We start from the raw sequence: 18,922 nt of genomic DNA, 5'->3' as shown, positions 1-18,922 counted from the left end.
TAATTCTTTCAGCCTGTCAACCAAAGCCAGCCTCAAGTTAGCATTGGGGTTGTTGCTTTGCCTATCTCCCCCCTCCGCATCATGGGTGTTCTTCCCCAGCAACGTTGGCTTTTGCCGCCGATTGATCCTAAGTGTCGGGACGCCTTGAGGCGGACTCTGGGTTGCCACTCATCGCTGGCGGAAATTTATTTGCGGCGGGGTCTTACAACCCCTACAGCCGTACGGGCGTTTCTCGAACCGGAAACCCTAGAGCTACCGCCTCCCAACAGGGTCTTTCCTGACCTTGATTTAGCAGTGGAATTGCTGCAACGGGCGATCGCCCACGGCGACAAGATGACCATTTGTGGGGATTACGATGCCGATGGCATGACAAGTACCGCCCTGCTGTTGCGTGCCCTGCGCCATCTGGGAGCAGACATTGACTATGAAATTCCCTCGCGCATGCATGAAGGCTATGGCATCAATGAGCGGATTGTGCAGGAGTGCTACGACCGCGGCGTCAAACTGATTCTCACCGTGGACAACGGCATTGCTGCTCTCCAACCGATTCTCAAGGCGCGGGAACTGGGACTGACAGTCATTGTGACGGATCACCACGATGTACCACCGCAACTGCCCCCTGCCCATGCCATTCTCAATCCAAAACTAGTTTCCCCGACCTCGCCTTACCATACCCTCGCAGGGGTGGGGATGGCCTATATTCTAGCTGTGTCCCTGGCGCAGCGATTGGGCAACTGGCGGCCACTGGTGCGGCCGTTGCGGGAGCTGTGTACCCTTGGCACAATTGCCGATCTGGCGCCCTTGACGGGGGTGAATCGCCGCTGGGTCAAGCAGGGATTGCAAACCCTTCCCACCTCTCCTCTGGTGGGCGTCCAAGCACTGATGCAAATGGCGCGCTGTTTACCCGAGCAGGACGCCTCCCTAAAACCCACGGCCGTGGGGTTTCGTCTCGGACCGCGGATCAACGCCATTGGCCGGATTGGTGACCCGCAAGTAGTGATTGAATTGTTGACAACGGACGATCCAGACCGTGCTCAGGAGCTGGCAGCCCTCTGTGAAGCAACCAACCGTCGCCGTCAGGATCTCTGTGCCGAGATTGAAGCGGCGGCGATCGCCCACCTCGAAGAGACGGATTTTGATCCCCAACAGGAATGGGTTTTGGTGATCGTCCAGCCCAACTGGCACCATGGGGTCATTGGCATTGTGGCCTCCCGTCTTGTGGAGCGCTACGGCGTACCTGTGTTTATTGGCACCTATGAAGATGAGACGACAATTCGTGGCTCAATTCGTAGTATTCCAGAATTCCATGTTTTTGAGGCTCTTGAGGCCACCAAGGACTTGCTGTTGAAATATGGCGGTCATAAAGCGGCCGGGGGGTTTAGCCTACGGGCAGAGCATTTAGCGGCTTGGCGCGATCGCCTGCGGGCCTTTGCCCAAACCTGTCTCAAACCCGAGGATCTGCGTCCCCTGGTCACCCTTGATGCCGAAATCTCCTTTGAGCAACTGACCTGGGACTTTTACACTCAAGTGGAGCAATTGCAACCCTTTGGCAGTGAGAATCCTCAGCCTATTTTCTGTAGTCGCGGGGTCAAGATCCTCGAACAAACGCCCATGGGTCAGCAGGGGGAGCACCTGAAACTCACCCTAGAGCAGAATGGGCAGCAGATGACCGCTAAGGCTTGGCGCTGGGGACCATTTTTGCCGTTGCCAACCAGAGTAGATATTGCCTATCACCTCACAGCCCACACTTGGAATGGCGAAACCCAGTTGGAACTCGAACTCAAGGGAGTCAAACCCTCACTGGCGTGGTACGTCCCCGAGCCACCGAGTCACCCGATTCCCAGTTGGCAACCCCTCCCGCCTTTGACAACGCTCCTGCCGCAGTTGCGCGACCATGTCTTGCTCTATGGCTATGGCCGCCCTGAGGTCCCTCCCAACTTCACCACAGCAGCCATTCACTACGATCGCCCCCGCGACCGCTGTCGCACACTCATCCTCTGGTCCCTGCCCCCCTCTTCTACCCATTTGCGTTGGTTATTGGCCATTGCCCAGCCCGAAATAGTCTATGTGGGGTACCAACGACCCGCGATCGCCCCCCCACCGACCCTCATCCTCTCCATTCAAAATGAGCTGAAAGCCAAAGAAGGGGCTAAAGTGAATCTTTTAGCCTTAAGTCAAACCTATTGGATTGCCCCCTGTACGCTGGTAGCGATCCTGCGCCATCTGGGCTATGGCTGCGAAGAATTTGCCCCCACCCTGAGCATTACCGAAGAACTGGCACGATTGCAACGCTGGTATCAACTGCAAGCCAAGGATTTGGCACGGTTAGCACAAACGTGGGGGACTGCCAAAGTTTTGAAAAAGAAATGGCCTACAAATTGCCGCGACGCACGGCCAACAGGAAAATAATCATTGGTCCTGCAATGCCAATCATGGCAATCATGGTGAGTTGAGCAATGACTTCAAAGTTGATATTGCTAAGAAACTCAATAATACCATTGAAAATTCCCATAGGTTCTCCCGAGTAATCAGCGGTTATCCGTTCGTGATTTTATTTTAGAGCAGGGGGGAGCACTCGCAGCATTTGGCAACGGGTGCCTGAGTGTTTTGCTCTCACCCCTAAGCTACACTGTAGGAGCAGAATTCTCAGAAAATCGGTCGGTGATGGGCGTGGACAAACTAGCGGCCTTACGCGATCTCATCGGTCAACTCGATCGAGCCTTGATTGCCTACTCTGGTGGTATTGATAGTACCCTGGTGGCCAAAGTTGCTCAGGATGTCTTGGGCGATCGGGCGGTGGCGGTCACGGCGGTCTCCCCTTCCCTATTTCCAGCGGATCTAGAGGATGCGCGCATTCAAGCGGCAGCCATTGGCATTCGCCATGAATTGATTGAAACCCATGAACTGGAGAACCCCAACTACGCCACCAACCCCGTGAATCGCTGCTACTTTTGCAAAAGTGAACTCCACGATCGCCTGCGGGAACTGGCGCAGGCTTGGGGCTATGAGTATGTTCTTGATGGGGTAAACGCTGATGATCTCCAAGACTATCGTCCGGGCATTGCGGCGGCCAAAGAACGTGGGGTGCGATCGCCCCTAGCCGAAATTGGCATTAGCAAGCTAGAAGTGCGAGAAATTGCCAAATCCCTAGGGCTGCCCTGGTGGAATAAACCCGCCCAACCCTGTCTCAGTTCGCGCTTTCCCTACGGTGAAGAAATTACCCTTGCCAAGCTGCAACGGGTGGGCAATGCCGAATACTACCTGCGCAAGCAGGGCTGGGAACTGTGTCGTGTCCGCAGTCATGGCGATACCGCTCGCATTGAGGTGCCCCAACAGCAGATTGCTGACTTTGTAACGATGACGGATCTTGAGCAACTGGTGAATCACTTTCAGTCCCTTGGTTTTACCGATGTCACCTTGGATCTGGAGGGCTTTCGCAGTGGCAAACTCAACGCGGGGATTGGGCGCGATCCCTAACGCGGTTGTAGGGACTGAGACTCTGGAGAATTTCGCGGCCATAGCTGCGCTCCGTAAGCCGCCGGTCCAAAATGGCCACCAAGGTATCATCCTGACGGACAGGGGCAAGGGCACGATCTAGCACCGTCAAGCACTCGGGCAAGAGATATTGACGAAACCAGTCTTGTTTTTGCCGCTTGTGCCATTCAATGCGGGCACTCACCACTGCTTTTTCCGGGGAGGGGAAGGGCAACGTCGTCAGGACCAATAGGGCCGGGCAGGGTAACTGTGCCCCATGGCGCAGCCAAAAGGTTTCCCCCGTTACTAAAATCGTGTTCGTCTCAAGGGCCGTCGTCTCCACCTGTACCCGTGAACCGTAGAGGGCAGCCAATTGGGTGGCCAACTGTTCCCGCAGGGGTACATCACTGACAAGGATCACTGCCCGTTGATGGCCAATCGTGCCAATGAGATCGTAGAGACGCCGCAGAACCGCCGGGGCAAATTCCGGGGTATTGGGCAGGGGTAAGTCTTCGGCGATCGCAAGGGTAATGGCTTCACTGTGGCGATCGCTGGCAAATTTAATCGTCGTTTGGGGCGGAATCCCTAGGTCCTGCTGCACATAGGCCAGAGGGGAGTCTGTATCGGGTCCGCTGCCAATGAGGACAAAGGGGGCTTGGCACCAAATCTCCTGAAAATAGGGACGCAAATTCAGGGGGTGGCCATGGAGGGTAAAGTAGCCTACCGTGGGATGGCGGCGGCCCCAGATGACTGTGTCACTGCGGTTGAGGTAGTCCCGCAATTGCGACCACTGGGGAGGCAGCGACTGCGGCCATTGATGGAGCAGATCAAGGAGGGGTTGCTGTTCTGTGGGGGTGAGCAGATAGTCGCCATAGGGATTCTGAGGCCGCTGAAAGAGGTGTTGCACCAACTGGGCATAAACTTGGCGAATGGCGCCAACGGCACTGGGAATCGCTAGTTTCAAGTGCTCCCAATCCCTGGTGGTAATTGTGCAGGTCATCTGCTGCTGGGCAATTTGGGGCAAGGCTTCAATGCCATCAATAATCGTGACAACCTTGGGGTGGGGGGTGGCTTGGCGACACCAGTCCTCGAGGTTCATCACGAGCACTCCCTCAAACACTGGCTGCGGGCAGTGGCTATGCTGAATTGGTTTGGTGACGGCAAGGAAGGTGAGCAGTTCAGGAATTTCTTGGTGCAGTAGCCGTGTCAGTCGCTCCTGGGGGACAACTAGCAGGGCCGGTTCAGGATACAACAGCAGCGGCAACAGATAACTCAGGCCATAGCGATGTTGTAACACCGCCCGCTGGCTGACCTGAAGTAAACACCCCCGCCGCAGCCGCAGGGCACGGGCCACCAACCGCGCCAAGGTGAGATGGTGAGGCCACCGGCGATCGCCACTGCTGCGTAAAAATGCCCGTAATTGGCGGTGAACCTCTGCCTCAATCACAATCTGCTCGCTTTGGGACAACAATCCCCTATTGTGGCATGTTAGCCCCCCTGCCGTGGTTGTTTGAGTCGCTCCTTGAGGGCATTTCGGGCTTCCTCGCGATCGTCAAAGTGCACTTTTTCGGTACCGAGAATTTGGTAGTCCTCATGGCCTTTGCCGGCAATAATCACGCCATCGCCGGGGGCGGCGCTCAGAATGGCTTGGAGAATAGCTTGGCGGCGATCGCCCTCAACAATCATCGCTGTTTCAGGTGGGATACCGGCAAGGATGTCATCGAGAATCCGCTGTGGATTCTCAGTGCGGGGATTGTCCGAGGTGACCACTACCTGATCCGCCAAGCGAGCGGCAATGGCTCCCATTTGGGGACGTTTGCTGCGATCGCGATCGCCCCCACAGCCAAAGACACAGATCAGTTTGCCAGGAATAAAGGGACGAGCTGCCCTCAGCAGGTTCTCAAGGCTATCGGGAGTGTGGGCATAGTCCACGACAACGGTAATGTCCTGTTCTGGGTCAAGGCGCACCTGCTCCATGCGCCCCGGCACCCCTGGAAAGTCACGCAGGGCCTTGAGCATGGCATCAAGGGGTAGCCCCACCGCTGCTCCCATCGCGATCGCTGCCAGCACATTGGCCACATTAAACTGTCCCACCAACGGTGAGTCTAGGGTACCGCTACCGAGGGGGGTATGAACCGTGCCCGCCACACCATTGATGCGATAGTTGAGATTCTCAGCCCGAAAATCCGCATCCTTGCTTAAGCCATAGGTCCAGTAGCGATCGCGGGGCAACTGCTGAGCCAGTCGCTGGCCAAAGGGATCATCGCCATTGAGAATTGCGCGACCCTTCAGGTAGTCAGCGGTAAAGAGCTTGGCCTTAGCGGCAAAATAGTCCTCCAAATCGCGGTGATAGTCTAGATGATCTTGGGTCAAGTTAGTAAAAGCCGCCACCTCAAACTGACAGCCCCACACCCGATCCTGCGCTAAGGCATGGGAACTGACCTCCATTACCCCAAAGCGACAGCCTGCGGCCACTGCAGCGGCCAATTGCGCCTGAAGGGTCACCGCAAAGGGCGTTGTATGGCTAGCCACCTCACAGTGTCCCGGCCACCGACTGTAGAGCGTCCCCAAGAGTGCTGTTGGCGAGCCAACACTGTTGAGGAGATGTTCCACCAAGTGAGTGGTGGTTGTTTTGCCGTTGGTACCCGTAACCCCTAGCAGGCTGAGATGTTGGCCGGGGTAATTATAAAAAGCAGCTGCAAGCCGACCACAGGCACGCTCAATATCGGGCACCACAATTACACAGGCATCTCCCTCACGGGGTTTGGCTTGGGGAGACACCACCGCGGCGATCGCCCCTGCCGCCAAGGCACTTGGCCAAAAATTGCCCCCCTCCACCCGTGTGCCCGGCATACCAATAAACAACGAGCCATGCTCACACTCCCAAGAATTCGTACTCAGGGACTTCACCTCTTGATCGAGGGCAGGATGCTCAAAACCCGGTGTAATCGCTGCCGCTGTCAGGAGTTCCCGCAGGTTCATGGCTGTGCATCTCCAGTGATAGGCTGTTTAGGGTATTGTGGCACTACGGCACTCGTCTGTAAAAGATACGAAAACAAATTGCCCCGCTCCCCAGAGGCGGAACCGGAAAGGCACGTGCCAGTTTGTGAAGTGTCTTGAGTTCCCCTGAAACCGCATGAACCCTAGGAGATGGGCGTAATTGCTCAACACAGCAGGTGACGGGAGTTACAGGCTGTCTTTCTGGCATCCTGTGACAATTTTTGCCCAAAGCTTGCCTTTTGTTAAAATTCCGATAATCTAGTTCATAAAAATCCGAATAATAACCTGTCATCAAAGTGTGGGTGTTGGGTGATGAGTGAGTGGCAGAAAGTAGCGTGGAACATTGATGATCAAGAATGGCAAGCGATCGCCAATTCTCGCCGCCAGATCGAAACCTCTTGGCAAAGAACAATTCAGCAAGTTGAGGCTCCCTCCAGCACCGCCTCCAAACCCTTAGACAGGATCACTAGGTCAGCAGTTTCCCATCGGCGTTCGATTCAGCCGATTGGCATTCAGCCTTGGCAAGCCGAATTCACCAAAGAACGCTTTGCTACCCGTTCACGACCTCCCCTGAAACAACCACAGGTGGAACTGCCCCAGTTTGCCAGCCGTCGTTAGAGCACCCCTGTTTCTCTCAGATTACGAGGTCTATTTATGTGTGGCATTGTTGGTTATATTGGCCCCCAGCAAGCGGCGCAAGTCCTACTCCAGGGCCTGCAAAAGCTGGAATACCGAGGTTATGATTCCGCTGGCATTGCCACACTCAATGAGGGCGAACTCCTCTGTGTGCGCGCCAAGGGCAAACTCCAGAACTTGGTGGAGAAGGTTGAACAGCTGGACATTGTTGCCCATGTCGGTATTGGCCACACCCGTTGGGCAACCCACGGTAAACCAGAGGAACACAATGCCCACCCCCATCGTGACAGTCGCGATCGCCTAGCTGTGGTGCAAAATGGCATCATTGAAAACTATCGGGAACTGCGGGACCAACTACAGGCGCGGGGGCACATTTTCCGCTCGGAAACAGATACCGAAGTCATCCCCCACCTGATTGCCGAAGTATTGCCTGAGACCCCCACGGCCAACGGCCTCCTAGAAGCGGTACGCCAAGCCGTACATCAATTGGAAGGTGCATTTGCGATCGCCGTTATCTGTGCAGACTACCCGGATGAATTGATCGTGGCACGGCAACAGGCTCCTCTGGTGATTGGTTTTGGCCAAGGGGAATTTTTCTGTGCCTCGGATACCCCAGCGATTATTCCCTATACCCGTGCGGTGTTGCCGCTGGAAAATGGGGAACTGGCTCGGCTGACGCCCACAGGGGTTGAGGTCTATGACTTTGAGGGACATCGCCTACGCAAAACCCCCCGTACCCTCAACTGGACCCCTGTGATGGTCGAAAAGCAGGGCTTTAAGCACTACATGCTCAAGGAAATCTATGAGCAGCCGGGGGTGGTCCGCACCTGTTTAGAGAACTATTTACGAGCCGATTGGGATGTGGCCAGTCCCTTTAGTCCTGTGCAATTAAATCTTCCTCCCAGTTTGCTGGATAATCTACAGCACATTCAAATTGTTGCCTGTGGAACCAGTTGGCACGCCGGCCTGGTGGGCAAATATCTGCTTGAGCAGGTGGCTCAGATTCCCACGAGTGTGCAATATGCCTCAGAGTTTCGCTATGCGCCGCCGCCTCTGCTACCTTATACCCTCACCATTGGTGTCACCCAGTCTGGGGAAACAGCAGACACCCTTGCGGCCCTAGAGATGGAGCTAAAACGCCGCCGAGGCCTTGATGGCGCTCTCCAACCTCGTTTGTTAGGGATTACCAATCGGCCCGAAAGTACTCTAGGGCATCTGGTGCCCCACATTATTGATACCTGTGCCGGCATTGAAATTGGCGTGGCAGCTACAAAAACATTTGTTGCCCAGTTGATAGCCTTCTATCTGCTGACCCTCGAATTGGCGTGGCAGCGGCAGTCTTGCGATCGCTCCCGGTTAGCGGAACTGGTGACTGGGTTGCGGCAATTGCCCGCCCAGATGGAGCAAATTTTAGAAAGCCAAGAACGCTATATTGAAGCTCTCTCCCATGACTTCTGGGAAACCCAAGACTTTATCTTTTTGGGACGCGGGATCAACTTTCCCATTGCCCTTGAAGGTGCCCTTAAACTCAAAGAAATTAGCTATATCCATGCCGAGGGGTATCCTGCGGGTGAGATGAAACATGGCCCGATCGCCCTCCTCGATGCCAAAGTCCCAGTGCTCACGATCGCCATGCCCGGCAGTGTCTTTGAAAAAGTCCTCTCCAATGCCCAAGAGGCCCGCGCTCGTGATGCTCGCCTCATTGGTGTTACCCCCCTTGACGAGGCCGAAGCCCAGCACACCTTTGATAAGCTCTTACCGGTGCCTGAGGTTGATGAGCTTCTCTCCCCGGTCTTGACGGTGATGCCTCTGCAACTGTTGGCCTATCACATTGCTGCCCGCCGTGGTCTAGATGTTGATCAACCCCGCAACCTTGCCAAGTCAGTAACCGTTGAGTAGCCTTTTCAGGAATTATGAATTATTAATCCTACCACCCCCTCGGCTGGAGGGAAATCTATAAAGCCGAAGTGGAGACACTCCTCAACAACAACGTTGAGGCAAAAGCTAAGTTAAGTTCAATAAATTGTCTTCTTCGTGGGTTGAGATGATGCAATCCGATGTGGGATAGGCGGCACACAGCAGCACAAAGCCAGCATCCAGCTCCTTGGGTTTCAAAAAGGAGTGATCTGACTGGTCCACAGTACCTTTAATGATGCGACCGGCGCAGTTGACACAGGCGCCAGCACGGCAGGAGTAGGGTAGAGAAATACCTTGGGCTTCAGCCGCATCGAGAATGTACTCGTCGGCATGAACACGAATCGTTTTATTTAGGCCCCTTGCTTCGTTCACCAAAGTGACATTATAGACTTTGTTGTGATCTCGCTTTGTCATTCAGGTTCTCCTAAAAGTTGCTTGCTTTTGAAATGTCTCTATGTTTCTTTGCGGAACCTATGATTTTAGGGCGATCGCAACCTCCCAGCTAGTTGTAGAACGCATTTCATTATTGATTTTATTTTAGCAAAGGGACTCAGGGGAGCGACTATTATACGGGATTGTTTATACTTTGAAACTATTTATCAAAGCGATGTAAGGATCTGGGTTAAGCTAGTTGCGGGTTGGGGTGGCAGGTGGTGATCCCTGCGGTTGATTGGGGGAGAGGCCCGCTCTCCAGACCGCTCCTATGGTAATGGCAACAACCACAAGGGCGATCGCCCCTAGAGCCACGAGGTTCGTTTTTAATCCTTGGCTTTCTTTTTCATGGAGGGTTTCTTTGTTGTTCCCCTTTGCCTCGCTGTCGCTCTCACTAGGCAACGTATCTTTTGCTGGTTCAAGTTCAGGGTGTAACTGGGTGGCTGCAGCTGCCACCAATTCACGGTTGGGGGTTCGCCGCAGTTCGCCACTTAGCTCCATGCCCACCAGGGTTTCCTTTGCACCCCGCAGATCGGATTTAATGCTTTGGAAAGCAATGGATTGCAGATATTGGCTAAACTCTGTATCCGCCATGGAGAGCAGGAGATAGGAGGCCTTGGCTTTACGGCCAAAGAGAATGACATCGCCGTGTTGCAATTCATGACTGCTAATGCGCTTGCCATTGACAAAAGTGCCGTTGGTACTGGGTTTACCATTGGCATTGCCATCCACCAAACGATAGCGATAGCTGGTGGTGCCGGGGACAGGGACCCGCAGGAGAATGGCGTGCTGGCGGGAAACTGTTTCAAAATCAATAACAATGGCATTACTCTCATCGCGCCCAAGGGAGTAGGCCGCTGCCTCAAGGGCGATCGCCCGCCGTCCACCGACCGTATTCAAAATCAAGACATGCCGTTCCTCTTGCAGGCCACTCATTTTATCTCTCCGTCTTAATCGCCCTCAAAAAATCATTCCCTCTGCAAATCTAAATACTTTCTAAATACTTTCCGCCTTCAGCTTAAGTTAGGGCAGGAACAACGTTGCAAAACGTGACACTTCAACAAGTGGTCTAAATTGTGTGCTTACTTCTACCTTTGCCGGTTTTCCCTAGGGTTGCTGTGATATTGATCACATTCTAGGCAGGTTTTTAGCGAAATTTTACCCATGGGGCAGTCAATACCAGCGGTGGGGCATCCCCTCCTTACAGTTCAGGAAACGCCCGCTGCAGTAGCAGAGGTCACTGAGCAGCCCGCACTCTAAATGTATCAATGGAAAATGTATTAATGGATCAGTCTGTCAGCATCAGCGTCGGGGGTACATCACCGAATGGCCCACTGCACATAGGGTAGTCGCGCTGCTACTTCCTGGATTTTGTCACGATGGGCCAAGAGCTGACCACAGGCATCCCATTGACCAGAAATGAGCATTTGTCGGCTACTTTCCGCTACGGTTAGGGGAATCACTTGATCCCCCGCCGTCAGGGTCAGGGCGTGCAGGTCTAGGGTCAGTTCTGTGCTGGGCCGATTCTCTAAGAGCGTTTGCAGTGCCTGTACCTGTTCTGGGGCTGCCGTCAGACAGGGAACCCCCATTGCCAAGCAGTTCCCCGCAAAAATTTCAGCAAAGCTTTCGCCGACAATTGCTTGAATGCCCCAACGGGCGATCGCTTGGGGGGCGTGCTCACGACTCGAGCCACAGCCAAAATTGGCATTCACCACTAGAATCCGGGCCCCTTGGTACTGAGGCAGGTCAAAGGGGTGCTGCCCCGACTGGCGATCGTCTGCAAAAACATGTTCTCCGAGGCCATCAAAGGTGACACAGCGGAGAAACCGCGCTGGAATAATGCGGTCGGTATCGATATCGTTGCCTCGCAGGGGAAGGCCCCGACCTGTAATGCGTTCAATCTTGCTCATAAGTCTATCTTACTGGATACCGCAGCCAGCAAGGGCAGTTTGCGGTGAATTGCTCTGAAGCAGGTTACTCAGGAGCAGGGTCGGCGGTTGCGGATGGGGCCAAGCAAAGGCATGGCGAAAAGCCGCTTCCTGACAGGCTTGCAATTCCTTGAAGTTCAGGATGTCATAGGTCAGCAAGTTTTCGTACTCAAAGGGCAGCCGCACATTATGCAGACCCGCATTATCGGTACAAATGGCCACATCCACCCCTGCCTCAAAGCAGCGTTCAAAAATCAGCCGCAACTGTTCATAGCTCTCAAGGGTACCCGTTTGAAAATAGGTGGTGGGGCACACTTCAAGGCATTGCCCCGCTGCAGCAACTTCTTTGAGCAGCTCTGGGTAGCGCAGCGGAATTTGAATGCCATGGCCAATGCGTTGTAGATAGGGCAGCAATTCGGGGTAGCAGCCATTCACCGTTTCGTAGAGGTGACCCGTGGTTTTCAGACCGCGATCGCGGGCATAGGCATAGAGGTCAATAAATTCCGCCAGGCGATCGCCATAGACGCTATCGCCCCCAGCCAAGTCAATCCCACAGACAAACTCAGGAAAACTCGCCGCCAGATCAACGATGGCACGGTTGACGGCATAGGGTAGCCGCGTGTGCATGCAGAGAATTTGGCTAGTGACAATTGGGTACTCGGGCACTTGGCAAGCTAGACCCACGGTTTTGACAATGTCTGCCATCTGCTCAATGCGATCGCTCTGGGATCGCTGCGGATCCGTGCGCAGGTAGGGGGTATAGCGCAACTCCAAGTAGGCCAAATTTTCAAAAATATAGGCGCCGCGAATCAAACGAAAAATGAAATAGGGCAAGGTTTGCGGCGTTTGCACACTCTCCACTAGGGTGTGGAGTTCGAGGTATTCTTCAAGGGATTGGCGGGGGCGAGTATAAAAGGCTTCAAATTCCTCATAGTCGGGAAAGCGATCAGCAAGGGAGCGATCGTTCCGCTGAAAATACCGCCAAAGGATGCGCGGTACCACTGAGCCACCTAAATGTCGATGTAGTTCTGCGTACAGTGCCATACGTGCTCCTTGAACTGGCGAAAACGCAACCAATACCTGAGCTGACCAGGGGGGTCAATGCCCACACCTCAGCCATCAAGAACAGAACAACAACAGCGATGAACGAAGAAAAGAAGGGTTAAATGGTTCTAATGTTAACAAATTTTACAAAGATGGCGCAGGGACCGATAGGTGCAAACGTTAGGATCGTCTCGATTTCCAATTGGTTGAGTATTGCGAATGTGGCCTTTTCAACAGCGAGGACGGCTTTTCCCTTCTCTCTCTAGTGGCAATGTGGTCACGATTGCTTTGGAACTGTACCGTCATCAGGGCAACCGCTATTTTCTTTTGAGCCTTTTTGCCCATGCGTGGTTTTTTCTGCTCACCATTGCCGCCGTGCTGATCGTCGCTGTGGCCCTGATTGTTGGCGGGATTCTCGCTGGAGCCATCAATAATGTTGCTCTGTTTCTCTTGCTTGCAGGCATTGGTATCCTGGTCGCTTTGCCTTTTTATCTCTTTGGTTGGACCCGGCTGATGGCCAGTGGTGCCCTGCTTTCTCGCCGGATCTATGCTGCTCTCACTGCCCTTGAGGAATCGGAATCGGAAGCCCGCAGCTTCATTTTTCCCAAGATGTGGAATTATCTGCTGGCTACTCTGATTGTCAGCTTTATTTTGCTTTTGGTTTATATGGTCTTGGGGGCGATCGGCTACTTACTTTATTTGGTGGGATCGCCCTTAGGGCAATTCCTGGAGCAGAATATCCAAACTGAGCCCGCAAGAGGTCTCTTCTTGTTAAGTTTTCTCCTCGGCATCCTGTTGCTAGTGCTCCTTGCGCTGTTGGTGATTAGCTACTTTATGGCGCGGCTTTCCCTCGTTGATGTGGTCTTGGCTCTTGAACCGGAATGTACGCCCCTCAAGTCCATTTGGCGCAGTTGGCAACTGACGCAGGGACAGGCATGGCATACCCTAGCGGTGTTTTTGTTGCTTCCCTGGCAACTATTCCCGTCAATCTCCTTGGCGGTATTCTCAATAGTGTGGTGATTATTCCCGTCGCTGGCCTCTTTGTCGCAGTTTTGCTCCTGCCCCTGTGGCAAGGGATCAAGGCAGTTCTCTATTGGGATCTGCGGGTACGCAATGAAGGGGCAGCGTTTCAAGTGCACTCTAAAGCGGTCAACCCCTTGCGTTGGTTGCGGCGGGTAACATTACGCACGCCCGAAAGTATTGAATTGGACTTTGCCCTTGGGGGAATCGGCAGCCGTGTTTTAGCTTGGGTCATTGATCAGGTGATTCTCTACACCGCCCTTGTGCTCTTTTCGTTGGCGGCAGGGTACATCTTTTATGCGCTTTACCCGTGGCTGATTGAGGTGCTACCCGCCAGTGGTCAGAGTATTGAAGCTTGGAGTTTGGGCATTTACCTATTGGTGATCTTTGTCCTCTACAACGGCTATTACATTTTCTTTGAAACCTATTGGCAGGGACAAACCCCCGGCAAGCGATACGCAGAAATTCGGGTTGTTCAGGATAATGGCCGCCCCATTGGTCTGCGGGAGGCGACGCTGCGCAGTTTGCTGCAATCCATTGATTTTGCTTTTTTGGGTATAGGGGCATTCCTGGTGACGTTATCTCCATCAGAAAAACGCCTAGGAGATAGGGTGGCAGGTACCTTGGTGATTCAAGATGAACAGGCGACGCGGTTTGCACCCCAAGGGATAACCCTTCGGCAATCACAGGCGGCTTGGGTGCAGGAGTTGCGATCGCTCGCCCACTGGGAACAGATGACCCCCGAACACTATCTCCTACTACGGAACTACCTCAATAGTCGCGATCGCCTGAGTCCTGTGGGTCGTTACCAAGCAGCTCAAGAGCTGCGCCAACAATTAGAACCCCTGTTGCTGCCCACCTATCCTGCCCACTGGCCCTCCCTGAGCGCCGAAGACTTCCTAGAGGGTCTATACATTGCCTATCGTCAACGACATCAATCATCCCCCTAGTGTGAGAGTTTATGCGTTTGCTGCTGACCCTTGGTTGTTGTAGTCTGGCCCTTTTGGGAGCGTTTCCCCTGCTCATGGGGCGGGCGAGTGAACCGACAATTCAGACGGTTGCCCTTGTCCCCCAACGCTATCAACTGCTGGGGCTATCCTTTGAAACACCCCTCCCATTTTCGCCCCCCACCCCTTTTGGTGAGAATGGCGTTGCTGTGGTTTATCCCGCCAATGCTGTACCCGGGGAGCACGAGTTAATGGTGAGCCTCATTGCTCTACCCAAAATAGATGAAGTACTAGGGGGTCTCTCGGATCAGGAGTTGCGCAATTGGCTGCGCTTTACCCAACTGGGGGGCTCCCCCACTACCACATCCACCCCAGTTGAGCGACGCATTTTGGGACGGCGCCTGCGCGGTGAAGTGCGCTATTTGCCAGTGCCACGACCAATTCACCAAGAATTGTACTTCATGCAGCTACAGGGGGGACAGCGGCTGGCGCTTCTTTTGGAGGCTGAGGATCAAGTGCCCCTACCGGTAATGGAGGAGGTCTTTAACCATGTAACAGCTTCGTTGCAGGAATTGCCCCCGCGATCGCCCGCATGGAAACGCAGTTTTCAGTGGCGAAACCATCTTTAGAGAGCGTTGCAGCTCCTAACCCTAGAACAATGCCAAGGGATGATGTCTCCTTGCCCCAATTTAGTAATGAGTTGTCTTGCTGAAGGCTAAAAATGCAGGAGATAGATTCGGCAACAGCTGCTGCCTAGGGTGGTTGATTGTCTGCCAAGCGTCGATGGCAGCAATTCATTGCCCCTAGTAAACACCCAAGGGCGTGTCCCTGCCAGCAACATTTTCAGAGGAGGAAATTCTTTTCCCCTTTTACCTTGCATTTTCCTCTGAAGGGCAATGGATAAACTAGTGGCATCTTCTGACTGGAGATGTCAATCATGGAACAGATGGTTGCCTGTGCGGAAACGGAGACCCTGCGCGTCAGCTCCCTGCGGGCTTTTACCTACTGTCGGCGGCTATTTTATCTTGAAGAAGTTGAAGAGCTGTACACCCAAAATGAGTCAGTCTTTGCGGGGCGACGGCTCCACGTAGAACTACAAAAGCTAGAACGGGGAGATTGGCAAGAATTCCGTCTTGAAAGCATCGCTCTGGGCTTACGCGGACAAGTTGATGCCCTGCGCACCCTTGAGGGACATTTAATTCCCTATGAGCACAAAATCGGTCGCTGTTATCGCGATCGCCAGCGACAGCCCCAAGCTTGGCACAGTGACAGGGTACAAATTTTGGCCTATGCCTGCTTACTGGAAACCGTTCTCGGCGTCACTGTGCCCGAAGGCCGCATTCACTATCACCGGGATAACGTCACTGTCCGAGTTCCTGTGGATGAGTCAGGCCGCCAACTGGTGCGCGACACGATTGAGCAAGCACGTCAACTGCGCGCTTCCCTAGAACGTCCCCCTGTATGCAGCAATGAAAGACTCTGCCTCAACTGCTCCTTAGCACCTGTTTGCCTACCCGAAGAAGCCCGCCTCGCTCGGGATCCTGAGCATTTACCCCTGCGGTTATTTCCAAGGGATGACGAACGGGAGATTATCCACATCACCGTTGGCGAAGCTCTCATCAAGCGCGCTGGCAAGCAGCTCAGGATTGCGATTCAAGATCAACCTGAGCAAAAGCTACCCATTCAGCAGGTGGGTCAAGTCGTGATCCACAAATTTGCCCAAATTACCACCCCCGCCATTCATCTGTGCGCCGATGAGGGTATTGGTATTCACTTCATCAGCAGTGGTGGGCGTTACATCGGCAGCATTGACAACCGCAAAGGCAGTATTCAGCGGCGTATTCGTCAATATCAAGCCCTGACAAACCCAGATCAGTGTTTACATCTTGCCCGGTTACTGGTGAATTGTCGGGGACAGAGTCAGCGCCGCCTGCTCCTGCGAGGACAGCGGAATCGCCAAGACCCTCTGCCGCCATTACAGGATATCACCACCCAAATGGAGCGGCACCTCAGTACCCTCTCCCAAGCCGATTCCCTAGAGACTCTACGGGGTATTGAAGGCCATCTCGCTGCCCTGTATTTTTCAGCGTTGCCCTATCTACTGGCGGATCACGTTCCCAAGAAGTTGCACTTCAACGGTCGCAATCGCCGCCCCCCTAAAGATCCGTTTAATGCGTTGCTGAGTTTTGGCTATGGCATGCTCCTCAGGGATGTGATGAATGCTATTCTCACGGTTGGTCTTGAGCCAGCCTTTGGCTTTTATCACCAGCCGCGTACTCAAGCACCGCCCCTTGCGTTAGATTTGATGGAAATTTTCCGTGTCCCCCTTGTGGATATGGTGGTTATTGGGTCAATTAACCGCATGCAGTGGAACCTTGACCAGTGCTTTGAAGTACGCCGAGATCACGTATGGCTGAGTGACTATGGTCGGCGTAAGTTCATTGAGCTCTATGAAGCTCGCAAAGGTGAAACATGGAAACACCCAGTCACCAACTACTCCCTCACCTATCGGCGACTCTTGGAACTGGAAGTGCGCCTACTAGAAAAGGAGTGGAGCGGGGAAGCGGGGTTGTTTGGCAAACTCATTTTGCGCTGAACCATGGCTGAATCTAAAAATTGGTACCTCATCTGCTATGACATCCGCGATCCCAAGCGATGGCGACAGGTTTATAAGCAGTTGGAGGGCTACGGTGAACGATTGCAGTTTTCAATTTTTCGCTGTCGTCTCACACCTCGAGAGCGGGAAAAGCTACGCTGGCAGCTCGAAAAAGTCCTAACTGAGGAAGATGATCTCCTAATCGTAGGACTGTGCAACCAATGCATAGAGCGGGTCCGTGCTTGCAACCGTTCAGGGGCATGGCCAGTGTCGCAGCAGAATTTCAAGATCTTCTAGCGTGCAAGCACCTCTGGACTCAAATATTCTCTCAATTCATCAATATTCAAAAATAGCCCCTTGACATGGTTTGAGAGTTTTTGTTAGATTTAGAGGTGCTTGAAAATCTCTGAACCTATTCCCCAGAGTGGAATTGACAACTGAATACGGGGCCAGGCTAAAAACTTTACAGCCAAAAAAATCAAGTGGCTGACATACTTGAAAATGACCTGTGCTAATATAGTTCTAGAGAGGCTTTTGAGGCGGGTCAGTGCCTCTACCTCTGATGCCGTAAGGCGTTGAGCACAAAACCTAGAGCAGCTGGAAGCAATCTTTACCTTGTGCCTCTACCTCTGATGCCGTAAGGCGTTGAGCACCTCTGAAGTGGAAAGTGCCCAATCTCGCGTCAAGAGTGCCTCTACCTCTGATGCCGTAAGGCGTTGAGCACCGGTTGGTCTGAGATTAGTATTTTTTCTTTCATGTGCCTCTACCTCTGATGCCGTAAGGCGTTGAGCACTGTGAGGCTGGCGACAAATTTGATTATTATAGTGACGACGGTGCCTCTACCTCTGATGCCGTAAGGCGTTGAGCACTTTTCTGCTGTTGGCAGCTTGAGGATAAGATTGCGTGCCTCTACCTCTGATGCCGTAAGGCGTTGAGCACATCAAGAGTTACGGGGGGTCCCGTCGGCGGAACCTAGAGTGCCTCTACCTCTGATGCCGTAAGGCGTTGAGCACTTTTGAATATCCACATCTGTCCCGTCTATTAGTTGGTGCCTCTACCTCTGATGCCGTAAGGCGTTGAGCACACTAAAGCAAAGTCTTCTGCAGGCCCGTCAACCTTGTGCCTCTACCTCTGATGCCGTAAGGCGTTGAGCACTAATGGGTAGTCTCAGGGGTTACGAGGTGATCAGTGCCTCTACCTCTGATGCCGTAAGGCGTTGAGCACCCCAACGATCCGGCAAGGGCCAGAAAATCTGGACGTGCCTCTACCTCTGATGCCGTAAGGCGTTGAGCACAACACTATCCTTGTCCGTCATTTTCTCCTCCTTTTGTGCCTCTACCTCTGATGCCGTAAGGCGTTGAGCACTATAACGCAAAATCGTAATCACCGTTCTCGCAGAGCGTGCCTCTACCTCTGATGCCGTAAGGCGTTGAGCACGAGATCTTGAACTTCCTTTCCGCTTGGCGGAAAAAGTGCCTCTACCTCTGATGCCGTAAGGCGTTGAGCACCATGCGCGGCTTTTGCGCTAGGAATCCTTACGCTCGAGTGCCTCTACCTCTGATGCCGTAAGGCGTTGAGCACAAAAGCTACCGAAAGATACGCAGGTGGGTTATAGAGCAGTGCCTCTACCTCTGATGCCGTAAGGCGTTGAGCACGCATTGTTTGCCGATGTGATTGCACCGTATGACCCGAATGAGAGTGCCTCTACCTCTGATGCCGTAAGGCGTTGAGCACGAAAGCCCGGCAGATTAAACGGCGGAGCTCAGAGTGCCTCTACCTCTGATGCCGTAAGGCGTTGAGCACCCTATTTATAGGATAGTCTAGTACCCCGAAAACCGTGCCTCTACCTCTGATGCCGTAAGGCGTTGAGCACCGCCTTTTGATAGTTACTGACTTCTCGGATTCCCGTGCCTCTACCTCTGATGCCG

The 18,922-nt window shown here is 53.5% G+C and carries 16 protein-coding genes and 1 CRISPR repeat array (1 of these 17 cut by a window edge); of the genes, 9 read left to right on the top strand and 7 right to left on the bottom strand.

From position 1 onward, the window contains the following. Nucleotides 1-57 precede the first annotated feature (57 nt). Entirely contained in the window at nucleotides 58-2,409 is a 2,352-nt protein-coding gene (gene recJ / locus NK55_RS04145) for a single-stranded-DNA-specific exonuclease RecJ (RefSeq protein WP_255325311.1), read from the top strand. On the opposite strand, the gene psb30 is transcribed toward recJ, so the two are convergent. After that, nucleotides 2,372-2,512 carry a photosystem II reaction center protein Ycf12/Psb30 gene (gene psb30 / locus NK55_RS04140; RefSeq protein ID WP_011057084.1) on the bottom strand — a complete coding sequence of 47 codons (141 nt, stop codon included), beginning with the start codon at nucleotides 2,510-2,512 and terminating at the stop codon, nucleotides 2,372-2,374. The genes recJ and psb30 overlap by 38 nt on opposite strands. A 152-nt stretch (nucleotides 2,513-2,664) precedes the next feature. On the opposite strand from psb30, the gene larE reads away from it, so the two are divergent. Continuing rightward, entirely contained in the window at nucleotides 2,665-3,477 is an 813-nt protein-coding gene (gene larE / locus NK55_RS04135; RefSeq protein ID WP_024124543.1) for an ATP-dependent sacrificial sulfur transferase LarE, read from the top strand. On the opposite strand, the gene NK55_RS04130 is transcribed toward larE, so the two are convergent. Continuing rightward, entirely contained in the window at nucleotides 3,449-4,942 is a 1,494-nt protein-coding gene (locus NK55_RS04130; protein WP_024124542.1) for a helicase C-terminal domain-containing protein, read from the bottom strand. The genes larE and NK55_RS04130 overlap by 29 nt on opposite strands. A gap of 20 nt (nucleotides 4,943-4,962) precedes the next feature. Continuing rightward, nucleotides 4,963-6,456: a UDP-N-acetylmuramoyl-L-alanyl-D-glutamate--2,6-diaminopimelate ligase gene (locus NK55_RS04125; protein ID WP_024124541.1), complete on the bottom strand. Its 1,494-nt coding sequence runs from the start codon at nucleotides 6,454-6,456 to the stop codon at nucleotides 4,963-4,965. Nucleotides 6,457-6,786: 330 nt separating this feature from the next. Here NK55_RS04125 and NK55_RS04120 point away from each other — a divergent pair, with 330 nt between their 5' ends. Both NK55_RS04120 and glmS read left to right on the top strand, forming a co-directional pair. Next, nucleotides 6,787-7,092 (top strand): hypothetical protein, encoded by a 306-nt coding sequence (locus tag NK55_RS04120; RefSeq protein ID WP_041429060.1) that lies wholly within the window; start codon nucleotides 6,787-6,789, stop codon nucleotides 7,090-7,092. Between the two features lie 36 nt (nucleotides 7,093-7,128). Continuing rightward, entirely contained in the window at nucleotides 7,129-9,009 is a 1,881-nt protein-coding gene (gene glmS, locus NK55_RS04115) for a glutamine--fructose-6-phosphate transaminase (isomerizing) (protein ID WP_024124539.1), read from the top strand. A gap of 105 nt (nucleotides 9,010-9,114) precedes the next feature. Here glmS and NK55_RS04110 read toward each other — a convergent pair whose 3' ends face one another. The 4 genes from NK55_RS04110 to NK55_RS04095 form a co-directional block, all read right to left on the bottom strand. Continuing rightward, nucleotides 9,115-9,441 carry a 2Fe-2S iron-sulfur cluster-binding protein gene (locus NK55_RS04110; protein ID WP_024124538.1) on the bottom strand — a complete coding sequence of 109 codons (327 nt, stop codon included), beginning with the start codon at nucleotides 9,439-9,441 and terminating at the stop codon, nucleotides 9,115-9,117. Nucleotides 9,442-9,654: 213 nt separating this feature from the next. Continuing rightward, nucleotides 9,655-10,395: an FHA domain-containing protein gene (locus NK55_RS04105; RefSeq protein ID WP_024124537.1), complete on the bottom strand. Its 741-nt coding sequence runs from the start codon at nucleotides 10,393-10,395 to the stop codon at nucleotides 9,655-9,657. A gap of 383 nt (nucleotides 10,396-10,778) precedes the next feature. After that, nucleotides 10,779-11,369, bottom strand: coding sequence for a 3-isopropylmalate dehydratase small subunit (gene leuD / locus NK55_RS04100; RefSeq protein ID WP_024124536.1), 591 nt, complete (start codon nucleotides 11,367-11,369; stop codon nucleotides 10,779-10,781). 9 nt (nucleotides 11,370-11,378) lie between these two features. Then, complete coding sequence (locus NK55_RS04095) at nucleotides 11,379-12,431, bottom strand: adenosine deaminase (protein WP_024124535.1); 1,053 nt, start codon at nucleotides 12,429-12,431, stop codon at nucleotides 11,379-11,381. 219 nt (nucleotides 12,432-12,650) lie between these two features. Between NK55_RS04095 and NK55_RS13805 the strand changes: the two genes are divergently transcribed. The 5 genes from NK55_RS13805 to cas2 all read left to right on the top strand — a co-directional run bounded on the left by NK55_RS13805 (nucleotide 12,651) and on the right by cas2 (nucleotide 17,291). Beyond that, nucleotides 12,651-13,451 carry a hypothetical protein gene (locus tag NK55_RS13805; protein ID WP_041429059.1) on the top strand — a complete coding sequence of 267 codons (801 nt, stop codon included), beginning with the start codon at nucleotides 12,651-12,653 and terminating at the stop codon, nucleotides 13,449-13,451. Next, complete coding sequence (locus NK55_RS13800; protein WP_225871782.1) at nucleotides 13,367-14,401, top strand: RDD family protein; 1,035 nt, start codon at nucleotides 13,367-13,369, stop codon at nucleotides 14,399-14,401. The genes NK55_RS13805 and NK55_RS13800 overlap by 85 nt, the downstream gene beginning before the upstream one ends. An 11-nt stretch (nucleotides 14,402-14,412) precedes the next feature. Further along, nucleotides 14,413-15,027, top strand: a complete 615-nt coding sequence (locus tag NK55_RS04080) for a hypothetical protein (RefSeq protein WP_024124534.1) — start codon at nucleotides 14,413-14,415, stop codon at nucleotides 15,025-15,027. Between the two features lie 299 nt (nucleotides 15,028-15,326). Beyond that, entirely contained in the window at nucleotides 15,327-16,994 is a 1,668-nt protein-coding gene (locus tag NK55_RS04075) for a type I-MYXAN CRISPR-associated endonuclease Cas4/Cas1 (protein ID WP_041429058.1), read from the top strand. Nucleotides 16,995-16,997: 3 nt separating this feature from the next. Further along, on the top strand, nucleotides 16,998-17,291 hold the full coding sequence (gene cas2 / locus NK55_RS04070; RefSeq protein ID WP_024124532.1) for a CRISPR-associated endonuclease Cas2: 294 nt from the start codon (nucleotides 16,998-17,000) through the stop codon (nucleotides 17,289-17,291). Between the two features lie 250 nt (nucleotides 17,292-17,541). Next, nucleotides 17,542-18,922: a CRISPR direct-repeat array (repeat unit 36 nt; unit sequence GTGCCTCTACCTCTGATGCCGTAAGGCGTTGAGCAC); it runs 369 nt beyond the window's last position.

This window comes from Thermosynechococcus sp. NK55a (assembly GCF_000505665.1).
Classification (GTDB): domain Bacteria; phylum Cyanobacteriota; class Cyanobacteriia; order Thermosynechococcales; family Thermosynechococcaceae; genus Thermosynechococcus.
Note: the sequence above shows the minus strand (reverse complement) of the source record. Positions and strands in the feature narration are given on the sequence as shown.